Source organism: Pseudomonas cyclaminis, assembly GCF_015163715.1.
Classification (GTDB): Bacteria; Pseudomonadota; Gammaproteobacteria; order Pseudomonadales; family Pseudomonadaceae; genus Aquipseudomonas; species Aquipseudomonas cyclaminis.
The window spans coordinates 1-17044 of the sequence record NZ_JADDUM010000143.1 but is presented as its reverse complement, the minus strand read 5'-3'; the positions used below and the strand labels follow the sequence as shown (position 1 = coordinate 17044).

Annotated in this window: 20 protein-coding genes and 3 pseudogenes; 12 read left to right on the top strand and 11 right to left on the bottom strand. The window is 57.6% G+C overall.

Annotation, left to right across the window (positions count from 1 at the left end; genetic code table 11):
• Positions 1 to 125: 125 nt before the first annotated feature.
• Entirely contained in the window at positions 126 to 1070 is a 945-nt protein-coding gene (locus IQK56_RS18195; RefSeq protein ID WP_193863872.1) for an alpha/beta hydrolase fold domain-containing protein, read from the bottom strand.
• Positions 1070 to 1510, bottom strand: a complete 441-nt coding sequence (gene tspO, locus IQK56_RS18190) for a tryptophan-rich sensory protein TspO (protein WP_065925072.1) — start codon at positions 1508 to 1510, stop codon at positions 1070 to 1072. Before tspO ends, IQK56_RS18195 begins: the two co-directional genes overlap by 1 nt.
• A gap of 165 nt (positions 1511 to 1675) precedes the next feature.
• Here tspO and chrA point away from each other — a divergent pair, with 165 nt between their 5' ends.
• A complete protein-coding gene (gene chrA / locus IQK56_RS18185; protein WP_341869527.1) occupies positions 1676 to 2881 on the top strand; it encodes a chromate efflux transporter in 1206 nt (401 codons plus the stop codon).
• Here chrA and IQK56_RS18180 read toward each other — a convergent pair.
• Together IQK56_RS18180 and IQK56_RS18175 are read right to left on the bottom strand one after the other, a co-directional pair.
• Positions 2861 to 3442, bottom strand: coding sequence for a nucleotidyltransferase family protein (locus IQK56_RS18180; RefSeq protein ID WP_122305962.1), 582 nt, complete (start codon positions 3440 to 3442; stop codon positions 2861 to 2863). The genes chrA and IQK56_RS18180 overlap by 21 nt on opposite strands.
• A gap of 68 nt (positions 3443 to 3510) precedes the next feature.
• Positions 3511 to 3742: pseudogene (locus IQK56_RS18175) on the bottom strand (hypothetical protein).
• Positions 3743 to 3955: 213 nt separating this feature from the next.
• Here IQK56_RS18175 and IQK56_RS18170 point away from each other — a divergent pair.
• Positions 3956 to 5107, top strand: coding sequence for a hypothetical protein (locus tag IQK56_RS18170; RefSeq protein ID WP_193863874.1), 1152 nt, complete (start codon positions 3956 to 3958; stop codon positions 5105 to 5107).
• Between the two features lie 350 nt (positions 5108 to 5457).
• Positions 5458 to 5697 (top strand): DUF6124 family protein, encoded by a 240-nt coding sequence (locus IQK56_RS18165; RefSeq protein ID WP_193863875.1) that lies wholly within the window; start codon positions 5458 to 5460, stop codon positions 5695 to 5697.
• Positions 5698 to 5951: 254 nt separating this feature from the next.
• Here IQK56_RS18165 and IQK56_RS18160 read toward each other — a convergent pair whose 3' ends face one another.
• The gene (locus IQK56_RS18160) at positions 5952 to 6821 is read right to left on the bottom strand and encodes a S1 family peptidase (protein ID WP_193863876.1); all 870 of its coding nucleotides are present in this window, start codon (positions 6819 to 6821) and stop codon (positions 5952 to 5954) included.
• Between the two features lie 387 nt (positions 6822 to 7208).
• Here IQK56_RS18160 and IQK56_RS31210 point away from each other — a divergent pair.
• Positions 7209 to 7315, top strand: a pseudogene (locus IQK56_RS31210) (lysis protein); the annotation flags it as partial.
• Positions 7316 to 7347: 32 nt separating this feature from the next.
• Here IQK56_RS31210 and IQK56_RS18155 read toward each other — a convergent pair.
• The gene (locus IQK56_RS18155; RefSeq protein WP_193863877.1) at positions 7348 to 8013 is read right to left on the bottom strand and encodes a hypothetical protein; all 666 of its coding nucleotides are present in this window, start codon (positions 8011 to 8013) and stop codon (positions 7348 to 7350) included.
• Positions 8014 to 8460: 447 nt separating this feature from the next.
• On the opposite strand from IQK56_RS18155, the gene IQK56_RS18150 reads away from it, so the two are divergent.
• Entirely contained in the window at positions 8461 to 9066 is a 606-nt protein-coding gene (locus IQK56_RS18150; protein ID WP_147479023.1) for a hypothetical protein, read from the top strand.
• A 384-nt stretch (positions 9067 to 9450) separates the two neighbouring features.
• Here IQK56_RS18150 and IQK56_RS18145 read toward each other — a convergent pair whose 3' ends face one another.
• Together IQK56_RS18145 and IQK56_RS18140 are read right to left on the bottom strand one after the other, a co-directional pair.
• Complete coding sequence (locus tag IQK56_RS18145) at positions 9451 to 9765, bottom strand: hypothetical protein (RefSeq protein ID WP_150676163.1); 315 nt, start codon at positions 9763 to 9765, stop codon at positions 9451 to 9453.
• Between the two features lie 22 nt (positions 9766 to 9787).
• Positions 9788 to 10390, bottom strand: a complete 603-nt coding sequence (locus tag IQK56_RS18140) for a hypothetical protein (RefSeq protein WP_193863878.1) — start codon at positions 10388 to 10390, stop codon at positions 9788 to 9790.
• A 240-nt stretch (positions 10391 to 10630) separates the two neighbouring features.
• Here IQK56_RS18140 and IQK56_RS18135 point away from each other — a divergent pair, with 240 nt between their 5' ends.
• From IQK56_RS18135 to IQK56_RS18125, 4 genes are all read left to right on the top strand, one after another.
• Positions 10631 to 11569: a hypothetical protein gene (locus IQK56_RS18135; RefSeq protein ID WP_193863882.1), complete on the top strand. Its 939-nt coding sequence runs from the start codon at positions 10631 to 10633 to the stop codon at positions 11567 to 11569.
• Between the two features lie 69 nt (positions 11570 to 11638).
• Complete coding sequence (locus tag IQK56_RS18130) at positions 11639 to 12334, top strand: DUF1963 domain-containing protein (RefSeq protein ID WP_122305954.1); 696 nt, start codon at positions 11639 to 11641, stop codon at positions 12332 to 12334.
• 17 nt (positions 12335 to 12351) lie between these two features.
• The gene (locus IQK56_RS30895; RefSeq protein WP_206691883.1) at positions 12352 to 12519 is read left to right on the top strand and encodes a hypothetical protein; all 168 of its coding nucleotides are present in this window, start codon (positions 12352 to 12354) and stop codon (positions 12517 to 12519) included.
• Entirely contained in the window at positions 12492 to 12974 is a 483-nt protein-coding gene (locus IQK56_RS18125; protein ID WP_341869526.1) for an SMI1/KNR4 family protein, read from the top strand. Before IQK56_RS30895 ends, IQK56_RS18125 begins: the two co-directional genes overlap by 28 nt.
• 8 nt (positions 12975 to 12982) lie before the next feature.
• Here IQK56_RS18125 and IQK56_RS18120 read toward each other — a convergent pair whose 3' ends face one another.
• The gene (locus IQK56_RS18120; RefSeq protein WP_150760314.1) at positions 12983 to 13540 is read right to left on the bottom strand and encodes a hypothetical protein; all 558 of its coding nucleotides are present in this window, start codon (positions 13538 to 13540) and stop codon (positions 12983 to 12985) included.
• Positions 13541 to 13766: 226 nt separating this feature from the next.
• Entirely contained in the window at positions 13767 to 14495 is a 729-nt protein-coding gene (locus IQK56_RS18115) for a hypothetical protein (RefSeq protein ID WP_150760315.1), read from the bottom strand.
• 149 nt (positions 14496 to 14644) lie between these two features.
• Here IQK56_RS18115 and IQK56_RS18110 point away from each other — a divergent pair.
• Positions 14645 to 15009: pseudogene (locus IQK56_RS18110) on the top strand (cupin domain-containing protein).
• On the opposite strand, the gene IQK56_RS18105 reads toward IQK56_RS18110, so the two are convergent.
• Positions 14997 to 15305 (bottom strand): hypothetical protein, encoded by a 309-nt coding sequence (locus tag IQK56_RS18105; RefSeq protein ID WP_193863880.1) that lies wholly within the window; start codon positions 15303 to 15305, stop codon positions 14997 to 14999. The pseudogene IQK56_RS18110 and the gene IQK56_RS18105 overlap by 13 nt on opposite strands.
• A 145-nt stretch (positions 15306 to 15450) precedes the next feature.
• On the opposite strand from IQK56_RS18105, the gene IQK56_RS18100 reads away from it, so the two are divergent.
• On the top strand, positions 15451 to 16701 hold the full coding sequence (locus IQK56_RS18100) for a hypothetical protein (RefSeq protein WP_122305950.1): 1251 nt from the start codon (positions 15451 to 15453) through the stop codon (positions 16699 to 16701).
• Between the two features lie 22 nt (positions 16702 to 16723).
• On the top strand, positions 16724 to 17044 hold a 321-nt coding region (locus tag IQK56_RS18095; protein ID WP_193901773.1), incomplete at its 3' end, for a VOC family protein.

Here is a 17044-nt window from a genome sequence, read left to right as displayed (position 1 = left end):
TGGCCTTATTGGGGCTGCTTCGCAGCCAGCGCGGGCAAGCCCGCTCACCACACAAAAACCGGCTCACCCCAAATAAGCCCGCTCACCACAACAGGCCGGTCCGACGCAGAGGTTGAGGGCAACCGTTAAAGCGGCATCAACAAGGCTGTCCGCTTGCCATCAATGCGCTCAGTCATCCACTTTCGGCTATACGTCAGTACCGCCTCCCCCATCGCCACCGGAAAATGGATAAACCCATGGGCCGATTCCGGCAGCAGGTGGGCCTCGGCCTGGGGCCATCGCTGCACAATCAACAGTGTGTCGTCCTTGAGCGGGTCCAACTCACCCACAAACATCAACGCCGGTGGCAAGCCTTCAAAGTCTCCATACAGGGGTGACAACGGCGGTTGCCTGCGCTCGTCATCGGTGATCCCCGGCGTCAGCATGCGCAGCGCCTCAACCATGCCCGGCCCATCGAGCAACAAGGTGTCCGGCCCGGCGCTGCGTACACTCGGTGTACCGGTCAAATCGTAGACGCCGTAATACAGCACCGCGCCGCTCACACGCTGGAGCAACTCGGGCCATTGCTTGAGCGCCAGCAACGTCGCTGCCGCCAAATGCCCGCCGGCCGACTCGCCCACGACGATAACGGGCAGATGCTTGAACTCATCGTCGCAGAGCAACCAGCGCGCCGCCGTCAGGCAATCCTCCATCAACCCCTCAACCGGCGTGTCCACCGCCAGCCGATAATCCACCGACACCACCGCCACGTCGCAGGCGTTGACCATGCCGAGGTTGAGGTCGTCATCCATCTGCGCATTGCCGATCACCCAGCCGCCGCCATGGATATCCAGCACCACGCCCTTGGGCTTGCCGACGGGCCGCAGGATACGCACGGGCACGCCGTCCACAATCCGGCTTTCAGCCGGCGTTGTGCGCTTGATCTTCTGGCTGACGCGCAACAGCGCCTGGATCAAACGCGGCGTCACGCGGTTGCGGATCTTAAAGCGCGGCAACCAGGCAAGCTTTTGATTGAAGCGGCGCATCTGGGCCAGTTCCGGCTCACTGGCTGGCCAAGGTTGGTAAGCCATCAGCGGTTATTGCGCAGGATCGAGAAATTCAACGCCGCCGCGACACACAGCCACGCCAGGTACGGGAACAGGATCAAGCCGGTGATCAAATCCAGGCGCACCGCCAGCACCACCATGGCCGCCACGGTGATCCACAACAACACGATGATCACCATCCCGGCGAGCAGGCGATGGGCGCCGAAAAACACCGGCGTCCACAGCGTGTTCAAGGCGATCTGCGCGGCCCACAGCGCCAGCACCATCTGGCTGCCGGGGATCAGGCTGAGGCGGTAACCGGCCCAGGCCAGCAGCAGGTAGATGATCGTCCATGCGACCGGGAACAGCCAATTGGGCGGGGTGAAGCTGGGTTTTACCAGGGATTCGTACCAGGCACCGGGCTTGAAGATCACGCCGGTGCTGGCAGCGGCGGCACAGGCGAGCAGGAAGATGAAGAAAGTCATGGTCGGTCCTTGAGGTCGGTGGGAAGAAAGCAACGCTATGCTTGAGTGACTCAAACTGCTGCGCATAAATTCAATGATTCCCCCAAAAATGGCGCTGCGCGTCATGAAAACTGGGTATGGTCTGCGCTCTACCAGATGATCAAATATGGAATCTCGACCGTGGCCATCCCCCTCGCCCATCGCCCTGACAGCCCCTGGTCGGTGTTCCTTATCTTCCTGCGCCTGGGCCTCACCTCCTTCGGCGGCCCCATCGCCCATCTGGGCTATTTTCGTGACGAGTTCGTCACCCGGCGCGGCTGGTTGAGCGAACGCAGCTACGCAGACCTGGTCGCACTCTGCCAATTTTTACCTGGCCCGGCCAGCAGCCAGGTCGGCATCGCGCTGGGCCTGCAACGGGCAGGTTACGGCGGAGCACTGGCGGCGTGGGCAGGGTTCACGCTGCCGTCTGCCTTGCTGCTGATCGTATTTGCCTTGGGCATTGCCCAACACAGCGAAGCCCTGCCAACCGGCGTGCTGCACGGCCTTAAAGTCGTCGCCGTGGCCGTGGTCGCCCAAGCCGTGTGGGGCATGGCGCGCACCCTGTGCCGGGGCGTGGCGCGCGTAAGCCTGATGCTGATTGCTACGTGCGTGGCGCTGTTGACGACATCCGCGTGGGGCCAGGTCGGCGCGATTGCCGTCGTCGGCCTTGCCGGCCTGCTGTTCTTAACGCCCACGCCGAACACCGAACACGAAGCGCTGCCCATGCCGATCCGCCGCCGCACCGGCGCCCTGTGGCTACTGCTGTTTGTGTTGTTGCTGGTGGGGTTGCCGCTGTTGGCCCAACTGCTGCCCAATCGCAGCCTGGCGCTGGTGGACGCCTTTTACCGCAGCGGCGCATTGGTGTTCGGTGGCGGCCACGTGGTACTGCCGTTGTTGCAAGCAGAAGTGGTGGCGCCGCACTGGATCGGCACAGACCTGTTCCTCGCCGGCTACGGCGCCGCTCAAGCCGTGCCCGGCCCCTTGTTCACCTTCGCCGCGTTCCTCGGCGCCGCGATGTACTCGCCCCCCAACGGCTGGCTGGGCGGCCTGATCTGCCTCCTGGCAATCTTCGCGCCCTCGTTTCTACTGGTCTTCGGCGCCTTGCCCTTTTGGGAAGCCCTGCGCCGCAGCCCACGCACGCAAGCCGCGCTGGCGGGCGTGAATGCGGGCGTGGTGGGCTTGTTGCTGGCCGCGCTGTACCAGCCGGTGCTGACCAGCGCGATATACAGCACCTATGACATCGGCCTGGCGGTGCTTGCACTGGTCGCGCTGATGGTTTGGAGGCTTCCGCCGTGGTTGGTGGTGATCGCCAGCGGCGGACTGGGATGGTTATTAAGCGTGGGCGTCGGCTGAGCCAGGCTCAACAATCCTCAGCCACGGCCACCTTGCCTGATAGCTTCTGGCCTTGTGCGCAAACAACTCAAGCTCCGGGTGCAGCGGATTGACCCGCAACAGCCCCTGCTCCACATCCGCCAACCCATAGGGCGCATACACCTCGCCAGTGGCGATCTCCAACCCGATGCACGTGCCGGCCACCAGATAACGATCAACCCCCTGTTTAGCCGAGTGCAGCTGCGGGTAAGGTCGGCCAAACCGCTGCCCATACCAGAGGTGAACCCGCGCCTGATTCCTGACCTCCACCTTCACGCCCAGGTCCTGGAACAACCGCTCGGCCCTACGAATCACCACATCCTCGGCTTCGTAGGACAAGTCGGTGTCGAAGTAGAAAACATCGTAGTCCTTTACGCCCTGCGCGGCAGGAAGGTTGGACCGATGATTCCATACCGCCTGGAACAGACACCCCGCCGTGAGCATGCATTGCTCCACACCGAGGTCGGGCAGGCGCTTGGTAATTTCAGCATTGATGGGGTTGGCCATGGCCAGATGGAGCAAGGTGTCGACGGTCAATGTCATGGGAATCCCTGATTTAATCAGCCCTTTGGCGGGAGTCGACTGTACAACATCAGGTCTGGGGTTGAGGGTTAACCCTTCAACTCACTGGCGCGATGACTCGCGGCATCGTCATAAGCCACATACAGCGACTCAGCGATTTGGCTCTTGATCGCCTTGGACGCTTCCAGCCCCAAAACAAAGCCTTCGGCCTTACCGCCTGCGCGGTTGAGTTCTTCATGGGTGGAAGCCGGTGATGGCGTCGAGCAGCTTGGTGGCGTGCGGGCCAACACCCTTGGGGAGGCTGATTTGGTCGATGGACATGGGCGATACCTTGCAAGAGAGAGATCGGTAGCGCGTGGAACCACTGCCGGGGGTGGCATGGTAGACCGATATGCCCTGCAACGGGGTGTTTGCGAGTGAACCGGTTTGAAACTCCAGATGCCTTCATCATGGCATTTCACTATCATGCAGCGCCCGGCACCGCGTCACCGCGCATGCCCGCACACCTCATTCAATCAAGACCAGGGACAGGCAATGCCGCCACTCAAAACACTGCTCGCCGCCAGCCTGCTGCTGATCTCGTGCCTGCCGGGCGCCGCCAATGCGGGTCTGTACAGCTCGGATAAAAATAACTTTGGCATCCTGAAGACCAACCTCACGGACGCCAGCAAGTACCGCTACGCCGCACTGGTGTCGACCAGCAGCGAAGGCGACAACTTTGAAACCCTGCACCAACTCTCACGCATCTATGCCGAGATCCTGGAAAAAGACATGGGCGTGCCCGTCGCCCTGTACAACGCCGATACCCTGCACCTGAAAAATATCGACACCTACCGCGCCGCGGCCATCGAGCAGATCCAGCGCAAAAACTTCACCGCCACGGCCGACACCTGCGCGCTGGCCAGCACCTTTTTATACCCGTCCACCGTCTCCAACCTGCTGCGCATCATGGCCCCCGACATCGTCATCCCCCGCAACGACCCCGCGATACACGCGCAATTGGCCGATGTGTCCAAGCACTTCCTGGCGCAAGACCTGGGCGTGCTGATGAAGATGTGCGAAGCCTCGCCGTCACGCAAACAAACCGCCGCCTTCAAAGAATTCCTGGAAGCCCTGCAAAAAGAACAGCCCTACATCGCCAGCACCGCCCGCCTGAGCCAGCACCGCATACAGGCCAACGCCGAACAAAACGCCGAAGACGCCCGCCGCGCAGAAATCGACCGCAAGGCCTTCGCACGCAAAGCCGAGCAGGACAAAGCCTACCAAGCCGCCGAAGACGCCCGCGACGCAAAAATCCTCGCCGACCAGGCCGCCGTACGCGAAGAACAACGCCTCAAGGCCCAACGCGCCGAACAAACCCGCCAACAAGCCCTGGCCGCCCGCACGCCCGAACAAGTGAACCGGGACAACCAACAAAACGAAGATGTGCACTTCTGCTACAAATACGCCGCCATGAACAAAGTGGCCACCGACGCCAACAACCAAGGGATGTCCATCGAACGCGCAGAGCAGGTCCTGGTGGATATGAGAGGCCTCAAAGGCCAGGATGCCGAGGACATGCGCAGCACCATCCGCGTCGTGCGCCTGACCCACGCCAACGACACCCCCAACCAAGCCTTCACCCTCGAATACGACCGCTGCCTGGCACTGCGTGCCAAGAAACGCGCAGAGGGCTCACTAAACTGACCATCCCCAACACCATCAGCCACACAGACGAATAACCAGGCGACATCACCTTGCTCCATTGCCTACGCTTGCGTCAGAATCCGCCGGCTTGTGCACTGGGGTGGCCGTCTCTAAGGTTGCCCGGTCGCCGACATCTCGGTGATCGGGTTTAGTAGCCTGATGGTTTATCCAGACAAAGTGCACAAGCGTCATCCATCAGACAGTCCAGTCTGTACTTAATGGTGGCTGTGCGCAGGGCGCCTTCGGGCGCGCCGGCTTTCGTTTGGATTCCCCGGTCTACTAACCTGCGCACAGCTGCCACCCTTCTGTTTAGTAGCTAAAGGACGGCGGCCCTAAACAGGAATTCAAACATGCCCAACGTCACACCGGACTCAACCACCCTCTTCACCGTCGCCCCCGACGCCAGCAACGAAACCCTCATCACCAACAGCTACGAGACCTTCACCTCCGTCAGCACCTTGCTGCTCGACCTGTCCGAAGACCTCAACGGAAAACACCGCGACATTGCGCTGGCGATTCACCAACTGAGTGAATTGGGCGTGCTCATGACCGCCAAATTACTCGACCGCGAAGTGCCTTGCGCCGGCTGATACCGGGCCTTTCATTCAATAGCGTGATCACTCGCCGTATCGCTGTGAGCCATATACGACGATTTGGCGAGTTAGGTTTTGATGGATTGGGCAAATGATCATGCACGCAACCTAAACGGCTATGCGGTAAGGAGTGAAATCACTACCGGGCCTACATGATGAAACTTTTAGCCGCTAAGGGTCAGCTTTCGGCCATAAGCAGCCATTCGCGAATGTTCGTTTACCATCGAATAAACAGGCAGTTTATGATTAGGTTAAGCTGGTAAAAAAGAATGTTCGAACTTGATTTCTGACATCTCGGATTTGCCAATTAATAGTGCTTTTAGATCCAGTATTTTCGATGCGTTAATAACATATCCAAGGTTGACCATCTGCGGAACTAACGGTATCGGGACAGCTGCCGTTGGGACGTTCTGAACAATAATCTCACCTTGAGAGGTGTGAACTGGACCGCCCCACAGAATGCCAATCAACGCACTCCGCTTCTTTGACGCGAGGATCTGTCCAGTGACGTCCGTCAGAGAGAAATGTTCTTTCGTTACAACCGGGCTTCCGCTTGATCCAGGGAAACAGGCACAGTCAATAAGGAACTGTTCTTTACCATCAAACGGAAGATTGGGGTCACTTGCAATTATCCCTCGCCTTACGATAGGTAGGTTATGTTTGTTGTCGGACAAACCGATGGGGTAACCGACCATTAATATGTCGTCCGCAACAGAGATCTCATTGAGCTCAACCTGTGTAATTATGTCGGTTTCGGTGAACATATTTCCATATCCGAAAAGCTTTCTGCCCAACAAGTCGTTATATATGGGGCCGACGCAGAGCGCTGCAAGATCTATTTTGGGATCGGGATGCTCGATAATCATCTGTTCCAAGCCAGATGTTATTAAGTATTCTGCAATACCTCCTCTGGTCTCGTAGTCACCCTGAACTGATGTGGAAATGCGAAGCTTAATGATTTTAGCATTTTCCAATACATGTTTGTTAGTGATCAGGACTGGGGCTAGGTTTTCTTCGTCCATCATGAACCCAAATAAAAAGCCTGTTCCACGGGATCCGGAAGCATCTATTTTTATGGTGGTTGTGCTAAGAATGTTTTTTTTGATTTTTGAGGGGTTCATATTTTCGCTCCTTGAATATTAAGACAGTTAGGGTGTTCTGCGACCTGTTTATAGGGTTAAGCGTGGGTGGTTGACTGTTGCGCGGCTAATGGGCTGGTAGATGGTGCCGGTAGCTGTTTCTGTCTGCAACCGTGGAGGTCAGAGTCATTCCGTGTCTGATAAAGATTACATTTGTCAGGCTAAAGCACAAGCCTGGATGACACCCTATCAGCGACGGCCGAAGAAGGCGCCATGTAGGGAGGGGCTATGTTCTGCGCTTGGCGACTCGCGGCGGATAGTGCATAAGTATTTGGTAATAATCTACCCAGCACTAGCTTCCGCTTCTGGCCGATAAGGTACAGCAATCGTTTCAGTCATCGGCCTGGCTCATGCGGCGTTGGCGTCTGACTTGACCCTGCGCATGCTCAACGAATTGTCCCAATCACCGAGATGGGGATAACGGGCTGATCGCGCTAAGGGCCTGTCAGGCCTACGTAAGAGCGTTGATGCAGTGACCTACATCTCTGCAGAACATTTGAAATAGAGGCTAGTCTAGAAAAACTGTGCTCATGCTTTTTCTCTTTCTTGAGTTGAATAAATCAAATATGGTCTTGTTGGCCTCAATAAATCTTGTTTTCCATTGCTGAATGGTATTGTCGTTTGATTTGTGGATGTAAAAGTTTATCAGGCAGTTATGAAGATAATGGAGAGACGTTAAGTATTCATTTATTGAGTCCATCAGTTTGACGTGCTCGGCGGCTGAGTCATGGCTCAATGAAGCCCCCCAAAAGCCAAGCTCGCTATTAACGGAAGTAAGGGATTGGGCATAGAGTTTCAGCTCGTTGTTCTTATCAACTACTTTTTCTAGATTAGACCTTGCTTGAGAATCACTAGGCGCTAACATACCAGCTTCCGGGACAAGATTGAACAGCAGGTTTGCTATTTGCACTGTGGTAGATTCGATCTGAACAAGTGTTGAAATATATAGCTTCTTTGTTGAGTATGCGTCTTCTCTAATCTTTTGTTTGTGCCATCCTATATATGTGGCGACAGCAAGAATGAGAGCTACTACCGTAGCGATTCCGGAAAGGGCCTCAGCCCAACCTGAAGGATTTAACAAACCTTTTGCTACTAGTCCGAAAAATAAACCAGTCGCGAAGGAACACGCTATCAGGATAGGTAGGATAAAACGACGATTCGAAATAGCGGCCATGCTTCACCAAAGTTTTAGGTATCAGATTCATTGTGGCTCATCAAGTGATAGTTTAGGAGACCTTATAGGTTTTTTGCAGGGCAGATGTGAATCGCCCCTAATTTCCTAGACGCCTTCGACTTGCTCCTTCTGGCCGCTTGCAAACGACCGCTTCTGGCCGGTTCCTGCCTGTCGTGACCGGTAGCAATCTATCCATAGCGAACGCTCGCCGCGCACGCCTGACTCTGCAAACACGTCCCTCTAGCGTACAATTCATCCGTGTCAACAATTCAGCCGATCCGGCTGAGTTGTGTCACTGATAGACATCTCGCATAGATACCGAAAATTTGAAACCCTTCGTAATCCGCTTAATAGGACCATCCTACCAACGCCACCTTTGGCCACCACACGGCACTAAGATTGCGTACGCCAAACCTCATAGCTCAAACAAAAACCGAGACCCCACACGTGCCAAGCAACTTCTTCATACGCGCCCGAATTTACAGTTTTCTGGTGCAAAAAAAACTGTCTCCCATCAAAAAACTTTTTTCACTTGCTCTATGGAGCACCCTGTCAACCGTCACCCTTGCAGCTTTCGCAGTGAAAGTGTCGATCGATCAGATGGACGCGAACAACACAACGTCGGCCAAAGGGGTTTACAAAGACTATTTGAGTCTTGCCTTGACGAACCCAGAATACGCAGGTGCCTCCTACCCTTTGTACGCCCCCCGATACAGCAACTTCAAATACGGCTCCAATCAGCGCGAGGCATACGAGTTTTTCGTTTCGCTGTTGCTGCACTCGGTCGACGAAATACTGAGCACACAGGAGAAGAAGCACTGGAGAAAAACATTGATAATGCAACTCTCGTATCACGCGCTGTATTTGAACACTCGGGAGTTTGGTCCGGAATCATATTTGTGTGAAGCTCGAGACCTTGTCGTACTAGGCATCGAAGCGTATGTCGAGAGCCAATATGAATACAGCTCGGCTATGAATCCTATAAGGCTCGATAAAAAAATTCGGTGTACAGAACAGGAGCGGAGAAAGGAGAAGCGCGAACAGAGTGAGTGAGGGCAGCATTTTCGGCTATTCAAGGCCGATAAGCATCTGGATGCTTACAGCTCAAGTTATAGCGAACAGCTTGGTGTTGAAGTTAGCTATCACCGGATGCTGTTTGCATTATCAAAGAAGCAACATTGGTAAAAAATGGTACACATCTTTCAGGTCGGCTCTGTAGGGCAAGCAATACGTGGCCAACTGGATTAGCAGTTCCAATCCATTACCGAAAAGGCTGATGTTTTTGCTCGTGACCGGCAGCATTCGGCCCAGATAGCGTTTTTACACACTCTGGGCCGATAACTGCCAGCCACCAAAGCTTAAGATAGGGATGAAACGCGTCCCTAGTGTGCGCCAACCCAAAGACCTCAACCCACAACGCCCAATAACCACATAAACTCACCCATAACCAGCCACCCACGGCTCCTGCTCAATAGTCGCAACATCCCCCTCCGCCAATAACCCCCACAACTCCAGAATCTTGCACCCCGGCACTTGCTTCATGTGGCGAGGATCACCGGTCTCCAGATTTTCAAAAGTGACGGTGCCCGACAGGTTTACAGCGATGCACCACTCTGCATCGTTGGTCACCGAAACCTGCCCATGCTCCTCATCTTGCGCACGGGTTTTCAGTTCGGCGAGAAGCTCAGGGAACGTGTGTATGCCAGGATCAGCGTTCATGGCGCCGTATCTGTGGCTGACGTGATAGCCCATATTGACCTCGTGGTTAGCCTATTTATAAAACGTCAACGCCGGGATAGAGATCCGCAGGTGGATGGTAATCGGGATCCTCGAAGCGGCTATTGTTGTAATGGGTTTTGGCGGTCGGCCCTTCGCCCTTGTACGTCACCTGCGGGTTTGGCGTGAGATGCCACCCGCCTCCGTCCTTGTCGTGCTCGATCAGCGACGGGTACAACGTGCAAGTGCCTGACGAACCTGATGTCAGCCTGAACTGGTAAAAACGCCCAGCCTGGGGCGTGAACTTCGCCGTGACGAAGCAGGATTGCGTGCGTGCGCCCTCCCAGGACATACCCACATGCGTTTCGATGCCGGGGCGAATTTGCGTTTCGTAATAGTCCGACGTGAGGTTTTGCCCCGCTTTCGGCATCCCCTGATCCTGGGTATGGATGAACGGAAGCGGCCCGCTGCGAATCACGCCACCCGAACGTTTACCGTTTTCGTATTGGTACAGGTCGGCATGCTGCGTGAAGTTGACGATGCGTATCCAGGCGGGATTGGGCTCGTTTGCAGGGGCCGTGAAGTAATCGGTGTGGGGGAAATACTGGCAGCCTGCGAACAATGGCAGGGTCAGCAGGCAGAGCGCAGTGCGTATCGACATGAAGCCTGTCCTTTTGCGGAGTCAGGGTAGAGACCACGAGAAAGGAGGCGCATTGCGTAACCGGTGATAAATTCGTGGGGGCCGATAGCGGCGCGCTTGGTCATTGCGGCACGCAGGCAGCCGCCGGACACTCTGCCGTCTTGAGGGGCGGCAACTGTCTCGGCATAGGGTATTCTCCACGGCATTAATATCGCCCAAGGCCCGCAATCGTTGGCCCTCAAGGCGCATCAGGAGATTTGCATAGTGATTGGGCATCGCTTCGAGCACACCGTGCAGGGTGACTTGCACGTCCACTCGCGCAACGGCGTGCAAAGCGTGTTTGTGCTGCTGACCGGCGCAATGGCGTTCATCCTGCCTTTGGCCTTCGTGGTGTTCTGGTTCACCGATAGCGGCTCGCAGTTGGCAGACGTGGACCCGCTGAATTCGCTGCTGATCGTACTCCTGCTGCTGCTTATTCCCGCCCTTGGCCTGCTGCTGATGGTGTACACCGGCATCCGCGAGACGTTGCTGTTGTCGCGGGCCAGCGGTGAAGGCAAGCGCCGCACCCGGAACTTCTTCGGTGGCCGCGAGCGTGTGCAGTCGGTCTTCAGCATCGATAAACCTCACCGCCTTGAACTTCGCCGCCGCCCACAGGCCGAGCCGGTGTATACCCAACTGTGGCTGGTGATGCGCGACGGTACCGAGCAGCGGTTGACCACCGACAACGTGCCGGTGGTGCCGGGGAGCAAACGCACCGATGTGTGGCTGCGTGAATTGGCCGATTACCTGGGCGTGGCGGTGCCCACTGAGGTGGGCGTGGGGTCGGCAACGCCGGCACCCTATAGGCCTGCGCCAGCACCGGCGAAGGTCGCCAGGCGGCGCAAAGTCGGGGGGCCCACGCCTGCGGCTGAGTCCACCGATAAGCTCGGCATTGCGGCACGTGCCCTGCTTTCACTGCTGGGTGCATTCTTCGCGGTGCTGGAGCTGACGCATGTAGTCGGCTTGGTGCGCGCACTGTTCACCGGGCGGCTGCGGGTCAGCGGTGTTCGCTCAGGATCGGCGAGCTTTTACTGGGCCGAGCAGCCGTGGGTGTTTTCATTCAATGTGCTTGTGGGTGTGGCCGAGGTGCTGATTATCGGCGTGATCACCTGGGGGTGTGTGCGCACGGCGATTCTGGGGCGGATGAAGGCCCATCCTTAACGGTATGGCACCCACACACTGCTAATCTGCGGCCCTTGAGCCTGTAGCAAAAGGAAGCTTTGCATCGTCATGGATATTCCACAAATCAAGCAACGCCTGGCCCGCCCTGCCGTCAAGTTCACTGCCGGCGGCTTTCGCCCGCTCGGTACCGATGAGGAAAGCTGGCTGGGCAATGTCTTCCTGTTCCGGCCTGACGAAGGCGTACCGACCAATCATGCGGGGCAACCGCTGCTCCCCTTCGCGCAGTTTTACCTGCCCGCCCTGCCCTTCAACAGCCCGTTGTTGGCCGAGGTTCGGGTACTGACGGTGTTTATGTCTCACCCGTTTCCAGAGTGTTTGGAGCCGATGGGGAATAACTGGGTGATCCGCGAATACGGGCCTGATGACGTGCTGGTGCGAAAGGCACTGCCGGTGGCGGGGGCATTTCTGAAGCCCTTCCCACTGAAAGCAGAAACAGTGCCCGAGGACTACCCATTGTGGGATGGCGGTGGAGTCCCGGCGGACCTTGAGCAGGCCGTCCTGACGCTGGAGCGGGCGAAAAAGATAGAAAGCTATTACGACCTGATCACCCATACCTACCAACACAAGATCGGCGGTTACCCCTCGTTCTGCCAGTCGGGCGTTGATCCGGGCGAAGGTTTCGAGTTTGTGTTCCAGATCTCATCCGACGCGAAGATCAACCTCAACGTGGTCCACAGTGGCAGCCTGATGTTCTGGAAGCACAACCAAACCGGTGAATGGGCACTCTATTATGATTTTTACTAAGGCGCCGGGAGCCCTCAATGACTGACTACCGTGGACTGATCTTCGACGACACCCGAGAAGGCGCATCCAACCAGGCCCTCGCGCAATTGGAAGCCACGCTCGCGCCCGCCTGCCGGATGATTACCGGCAGTTTCTCAAGACCTGCAACGGCGCCACCGTGGACTACGACGTGCTGGCGACCATGAGCAATGGCGACAAGGAGTTGCTGAGTTTCTTGCTGTATGGCCTGGACCCCAGTGAAACCTACGAGTCCAACCCTTTTGAACTGGAACAACTGCGCCAGCAATCGGGTTTCCCCGCGACGGGGTTGTTGCCGATCGGCCGCGATGGCGGCGCGAGTGTGTTGCTGCTTGACCTGCGCGACGGTCGCCAGGACGTGGGCGCAATGGTCGCAGGTTTACCCGCCTGGACCGGGCGTCGCCAGCAAGGCGATGAGTACGTGGTATTAGCGGACTCGTTCAATGCCTACCTGGACTTGCTGCATTTGTCCCAGGAGCGAATCGCGGAACACATCAATCACTTCGTCATCAGCGCGGATACGATTGAGGCGACGCTGGTGTGGCTGGATCAAGGCAGTCCGGGTTGGCGGGAGCGCTATCGGGCTGTGTGGAATGCGCGAGTGGTGGAGAGGCCGATTTGAAGCGTGTGTCAGGGTGCACAAGGCGCGTCTTGAAGGAACGTTTTTAGCGCTGCCGAATAGAGTGTTAAGGGTTGGTCTTCGGTATCGAGCATGGCAAATGGAATCACGGTGATATGTGAAAACGTCTGGGCGCTTATTGAATAGGTTTTCTGCCTGCACACGCCGTGATTGCCGTTGAGTATGAACTGAAACTTGAACAGTTCCGGCCGGGTACACCAGCTGGGAATCAAGCCAAGACTCAAGCCCGTGAGATATTCCTGCGCGCACGCCCCGCCCGAGGAAAACGCCGAGATTTTTATGGCCAGTGCAGGGAAGTTCGCAGCCGCTGGGGTTGAGCTGATGTCTTGGGCGTGTGGAATGATTTTTTGTGTCGCTTGGTAGGCGCGCTTGCCGAAGCGGCTGTCTTTCCAAGGCGCATCAACTGCATAAGTGAAGCTGGGGACATTTTCATTGCTTGCGGCGTCAACAGGCTCGTTGATGGGCGGTTTGGACGCATATGAAGTACAGCCGGCGCAGAACATTGCCATGCTGAGAACCGCCAAACTGTTAACGATTACGCCCCACATCTTGAGTTTTCCCTAACGATTCAAAGGACGAACACCGTACCTGTGGCGAGGTAGCTTGCTCGCGCTGGGCCGCGAAGCGGACCCGCTCCTTGTTCACAAAGAAGGGGACTGCTGCGCAGTCCAACGGGAGCAAGCTACCTCGCCACAGGTTACTTTTTGCCTTTTTATCTCTTAACTGACCGGCATTGGGGCTGCCCCGCTCACTAAAAAAACCTGCGTGCGTGGGTCACGCCTGTGTACTGAACCGCTGCGCCGCCCGCCGGGCCAACATTGCCGCTTCCGTCGCCTCGGTCGCCCGTTCGCCTTTGTAGGCCAGTTGGGTCACAAACTCTGCGTCCCTGAACTCCGCCGGTACCATGCTGTGCTTGTCTTTGAACAGCGGCGCCAGGTCGATGGTGTTGGCGAAGTTTTCCTGAGTCAGGCTGTAGTAGCCCATGGCACTGCCGGACCAGGGTGAGCTGGCGTCTGTCATGTCGATGGCGGCATCACGGTACGTGACGGCGGCGGTCTTGAGGCCGAGGGATTTGTTGAGCAGATCCGTGAGCCGCTGGGTGTCGGAGCTGTTGAGCTGGCCGGCGGTATTAAGCACTTTCAGACTGCCGTCAGCTTCTACTGTGAAGCCATATTTCTTGCTGGCAAGGTCGGGGGCGGTGGTAGAAAGCGTTGCCTGGAACGCCTGGAACGAGGCTTTAAGCGTGCTGTGCGCAGCCCTGAAGAGCCCGGCGTATCGAGGGTACTCGGGGGATTCGGAGCGACCGACCCAGGTGTCCACGACCTCCAACGGTTTTGCCGTGGTGCTGGTGTCTTCACTGGGATGGTAGATGGCCGCTGGCGCTGCGTTTGCCAGGGCGTCCTTGGCAACATCCGTCAGCGGTTGGGGCACCAGCTTTTGGTCGGACGGTGCGAGGCTGGTGCTGGCTGGGGGGAGATAGGCGGAGCTGACGGAGAGTGCCATTTAATCGTTCCATGATTGGCGGGTTCCTGAAGGTTATCGACGGGAACCGGGCAAGCTTGAATCAAGATGCCTCTGCTTGCAGGATCGTACAAGCCTGCCAACTCGCTACTTGGGTAGCCTTGGGCTTCTCACCCATCCAAGGATCCACCATGGCTCAGCATCCGGTAAATCTCACCCACAAAGCCTCGCTCATCGATCAGCAGTGGAGCCCTAGAGTGGTCGCGGAAATGAACGACTACCAGTTCAAGGTGGTGCGTATCGAGGGTGAATTCATCTGGCACGCGCACCCGGAAACCGATGAGGCCTTTCTGGTGCTGGAAGGCACGCTGCGTATCGACCTGCAGGACGGCCCGGTATACGTGGCGGCGGGCGAACTGTATGTGGTGCCGCGTGGCGTCGAACACCGCACCGCCGCAGAAGGCGAAGCCAAGCTGATGATGATCGAACCACGCGGCATCTTGAATACCGGTCACGAAGGCGGTGAACGCACAGCTGAAATGATCAGTGGATCTGATCAGCAGCGCCCCCCACCAGCGCCAGTAATTCATTCACCAACTCAACGGCCTCTTGCTGATAGGCCTCCCGCCAGCGCGCCGACCAATCCTGCGGCCGACCGTCCTCTTCCCAAGCCGATAACGCCAAGCCGTTGACGATTTCCAGCTCAAACCACTGGCGCTGCCACCCGGCGGCGTCCGTTACCATAGTGGTGTCGTGCCACAGGAACTCGGTGTGGGCGACAAAACGGCTCCAGCAGAACAGATCGTCTGAGGCCTGTTCCGCAAGTCTGATCAGTTGTGCTTTGTTATCCATGACTGGCTATTTGCCCTTGATTTCTTCCAACCGCGTGACAGCGCCTCGCACCGCAGCAATTGGCGTGCACGCCTGCAGTGCTAGTGGCCACCCTGCAATCTCTGGATAATACCCTCCTCCCGCCCCGATACGGATATCCCGTTTTATGAAGTCGCCCGCGTCCGCCCTGCTCCTCGCGTCTGCCCTGTTGCTGCCAGCCATCGCCCACGCCGACGACGCCGCGCTCGCCGACACACTCAAGGCCTTCACCCGCTGCGACGCGACTTTCTTCAGCCGCCTGAACACCCACCACGCCGCGTGGCAGGCTTTTGCGCCGCTCAAGCAGGACAAGGACTTCACCTGGATCGCCGTTAGAAACCGTGCCGACCGCAACGCCAACCAAGTGCCCGTCAGCGCGCCGCCCATTGCGGGCCTGAAGCTGTTGTCGTATGCCGATGAGGCCACCGACCTCGATCAGTTGGGGCGCTACTATTACTGGGGTTTTGTCGTGCAAGGCGGTGTCGACGAAGTTGCCCAACGCCTTGCCCCGCTGCTGGACCAACCTGCACGGCTGCAAAAAATCGACGGGGCCTATATTCGCAGCGAACTCAAGGTCGACGACCACTGGCAGGCGATCAAGCCGCAACCCGGCAAGGCACCGGGCACGCGCCACGTTGAGCGGGTGCTGATCGTCGAGCCCGATGGCGAGCACACACGCGTCAGCTGCTCGGTACAGGGCGGCGTCGATGCGGCGCTGCTGGCGTGGCTGCGGCCGGACATCGCGCCGGTCGACTACCCGCGTACCGTGGTGGAAACCAGCATCAACGATGTCGAGGTACCTGCCAGTGTGCGCCAAGGCCTTGCCGCACCGCTGTTGCAACCGAAGTTCAAAAGGTTGAGCTACACCTACCTGTCCAAGAAAGGCGACGGCAGCCAGGACAGCCCGACCTCGGTCAGCTTCACCGCCGATGGCGGCCTGCTGAAGAAGAACGAGGTCTACGGCGACACCTTCAACGTCGATCGCCTGATGCTGGCCGACCTGATCCAGTTAAAGTCTAAGATGAACGGCGTCGGCGATGGGCGCGTGCTGCAAACCGTCGCCGTCGAATTGAAGGCGCCGAGCAGTTGGGCGCCTGGCCAAACCTTGCGCGCAGACATGCAGATGCTGAACGTGCCCGCCAAGCCCACCGACACACCCACCGACACCTCATTGGTGTGTAAGGTGGGTGAACGCTTCCCGGCGAGCCAGGTGTTTGCCTCGCTGACCGGAGACGCCATCAAGCTTGACTGCGACCAGGGCGACTACAAGACGTCGCGAGCGTTTATCGAGGACTTGGGGGTGGCGCTGACGCTGGAGTCGACGTCGAGCCAGTTCCACTACGTGAATCAATACACTGCGCTGGAAGTCGTGCGCTGATCGATCCATTGGGAGGCAGGCCATGGAACTGAAGTTCAGTCACGTCGATGTGCTGGTCAACGACCTTGAAGAGGCCTGTGCCTACTACGCGCAGATCCTCAAGGCGCGTATCTCCAAGACCTTCGTCTGGGATCGCGGCGGCCTGCATGTGCGCTACGCGGTGGCGCTGATGGGCCAGGAGCGGTTCATGCTGGTACAGCCGATTGCCGGCAATTTGCGGGCGCTGTTGGACGCCCACGGCGAGGGCATGATTTACCGCCACTGCTACTCGACGCCGGACATTGAGCTGGCCTACGACGAGTTGATGGCGTCGGGCGTACAACCCGAGGATGAAAACGGCCAG

What these genes read in the sequence shown, in the direction of transcription:
- IQK56_RS18195 (WP_193863872.1), bottom strand. Translation starts at nt 1,070, where the DNA reads ATGGCTTACCAACCTTGGCCAGCCAGTGAGCCGGAACTGGCCCAGATG.
- tspO (WP_065925072.1), bottom strand. Translation starts at nt 1,510, where the DNA reads ATGACTTTCTTCATCTTCCTGCTCGCCTGTGCCGCCGCTGCCAGCACC.
- IQK56_RS18180 (WP_122305962.1), bottom strand. Translation starts at nt 3,442, where the DNA reads ATGACATTGACCGTCGACACCTTGCTCCATCTGGCCATGGCCAACCCC.
- IQK56_RS18170 (WP_193863874.1), top strand. Translation starts at nt 3,956, where the DNA reads ATGCCGCCACTCAAAACACTGCTCGCCGCCAGCCTGCTGCTGATCTCG.
- IQK56_RS18165 (WP_193863875.1), top strand. Translation starts at nt 5,458, where the DNA reads ATGCCCAACGTCACACCGGACTCAACCACCCTCTTCACCGTCGCCCCC.
- IQK56_RS18160 (WP_193863876.1), bottom strand. Translation starts at nt 6,821, where the DNA reads ATGAACCCCTCAAAAATCAAAAAAAACATTCTTAGCACAACCACCATA.
- IQK56_RS18155 (WP_193863877.1), bottom strand. Translation starts at nt 8,013, where the DNA reads ATGGCCGCTATTTCGAATCGTCGTTTTATCCTACCTATCCTGATAGCG.
- IQK56_RS18145 (WP_150676163.1), bottom strand. Translation starts at nt 9,765, where the DNA reads ATGGGCTATCACGTCAGCCACAGATACGGCGCCATGAACGCTGATCCT.
- IQK56_RS18140 (WP_193863878.1), bottom strand. Translation starts at nt 10,390, where the DNA reads ATGTCGATACGCACTGCGCTCTGCCTGCTGACCCTGCCATTGTTCGCA.
- IQK56_RS18130 (WP_122305954.1), top strand. Translation starts at nt 11,639, where the DNA reads ATGGATATTCCACAAATCAAGCAACGCCTGGCCCGCCCTGCCGTCAAG.
- IQK56_RS30895 (WP_206691883.1), top strand. Translation starts at nt 12,352, where the DNA reads ATGACTGACTACCGTGGACTGATCTTCGACGACACCCGAGAAGGCGCA.
- IQK56_RS18120 (WP_150760314.1), bottom strand. Translation starts at nt 13,540, where the DNA reads ATGTGGGGCGTAATCGTTAACAGTTTGGCGGTTCTCAGCATGGCAATG.
- IQK56_RS18115 (WP_150760315.1), bottom strand. Translation starts at nt 14,495, where the DNA reads ATGGCACTCTCCGTCAGCTCCGCCTATCTCCCCCCAGCCAGCACCAGC.
- IQK56_RS18105 (WP_193863880.1), bottom strand. Translation starts at nt 15,305, where the DNA reads ATGGATAACAAAGCACAACTGATCAGACTTGCGGAACAGGCCTCAGAC.
- IQK56_RS18100 (WP_122305950.1), top strand. Translation starts at nt 15,451, where the DNA reads ATGAAGTCGCCCGCGTCCGCCCTGCTCCTCGCGTCTGCCCTGTTGCTG.